General features: G+C 66.1%; 2 protein-coding genes. One reads left to right on the top strand and one right to left on the bottom strand.

The features are described from left to right. Positions 1-310, bottom strand: a 310-nt coding sequence (tnpA, locus tag C7C46_RS32555) for an IS200/IS605 family transposase (RefSeq protein ID WP_110673522.1), incomplete at its 3' end; no start/stop codon positions are given. 50 nt (positions 311-360) lie between these two features. Here tnpA and C7C46_RS32550 point away from each other — a divergent pair. Beyond that, a partial coding sequence (locus tag C7C46_RS32550; protein WP_110673521.1) for an RNA-guided endonuclease InsQ/TnpB family protein occupies positions 361-1,394 on the top strand: 1,034 nt, incomplete at its 3' end.

Raw genomic sequence — 1,394 nt, 5'->3', positions numbered from 1 at the left:
TACGGCCGGTGTACTCGGCCCGCAGGTAGCGGGAACTGACGCCCTTGAGACTGTTCACCAGCTTGGAGATCGCTACCTTCGGCGGGTAGTGCACCAGCAGGTGGACGTGATCACCCTCGCCGTTGAACTCGCGCAACTCCGCGCCGAAGCTCTCGCATACGTCCCGCATGATCGCCTCGCAGCGCGTCAGCATGGCGTCATCGAAGATGCCGCGCCGGTACTTGGTGACGAACACCAAGTGAGCGTGCAGGTTATAGATGACGTGGTTTCCCCTCCGTATATCGGGGTCTGGTTCCCAGCGTGGTGACATGTACCAAGTGTAGTATGATCCACTGTCAGCGCCGAAGGGGGGTGGGCCGGGTGATCCGGGCGTTCACGTTCCTCATGCGGCCCACCGTGGGTCAGACGATCGCGCTCGGCGAGATGCTGCGCGATCACTGCTCGCTCTACAACGCTGCGTTGCAGGAACGACGCGACGCCTACCGGCACGCCAGCAAGACGAGCATCACGTACGGGATGCAGTCCGCGCAGCTCAAGGAGATCCGGGCGTTCGATCCGCAGCGTCAGGGCCGGTGGTCGTTCTCCTCGCAGCAGGCCACGCTTCGCCGTCTCGACAAGGCGTTCGCGGCGTTCTTCCGCCGGGTCAAGTCCGGGGATACACCGGGCTACCCGCGCTTTCGCGGGGTGAACTGGTTCGACACGGTGGAGTTCCCCAAGGACGGCGACGGATGCCGCTGGGACGCCACCCCGCACGACCCCGTGACCCGTGTCCGCCTGCAAGGCGTCGGACACGTCAAGGTGCACCGGCACCGGCCAGTGATCGGCAAGGTCAAGACGATCAGCGTCAAGCGCCAGGGCCGCAAGTGGTTCGTCGTGCTGACCGCTGAGCAGGCCCAGCCGCAACCGCTGCCCAAGACCGGGTCCGTGGTCGGCATCGACATGGGCATAGCCGCCTTCCTCGCCGACTCCAACGGCGAGTTCGTGCCCAATCCCCGACACGGCCGCACCAACGCCGCGAAGCTCGAAGCGGCACAGCAGGCCCTGAGCCGGTTTCCCCGAGTCCACCGCGACAAGCGCACGGCGAATCACCGCCGCGCGGTCGAGAAGGTCGCCAAGCTGCACGGCAAGGTCCGCCGCCGGCGGCTCGACCACGCGCACAAGACTGCCCTGACCCTGGTCCGTGAGCACGACTTCATCGCGCACGAGAACCTGACGATCCGCAACATGGTCAAGGCCGTCGCGCCGAAGCCAGACCCCGACAAGCCCGGCTCTTTCCTGCCCAACGGGGCTGCCGCGAAGACCGGACTCAACCGCTCGATCTCGGATGCCGGTTGGGGGGTGTTCCTGACGATCCTGCGCGCCAAGGCTGAGAGCGCCGGACGGGAAGTGATCGC

Source organism: Streptomyces tateyamensis (assembly GCF_003205575.1).
GTDB classification, from domain to species: Bacteria; Actinomycetota; Actinomycetes; order Streptomycetales; family Streptomycetaceae; genus Kitasatospora; species Kitasatospora tateyamensis.
Note: the sequence above shows the minus strand (reverse complement) of the source record. Positions and strands in the feature narration are given on the sequence as shown.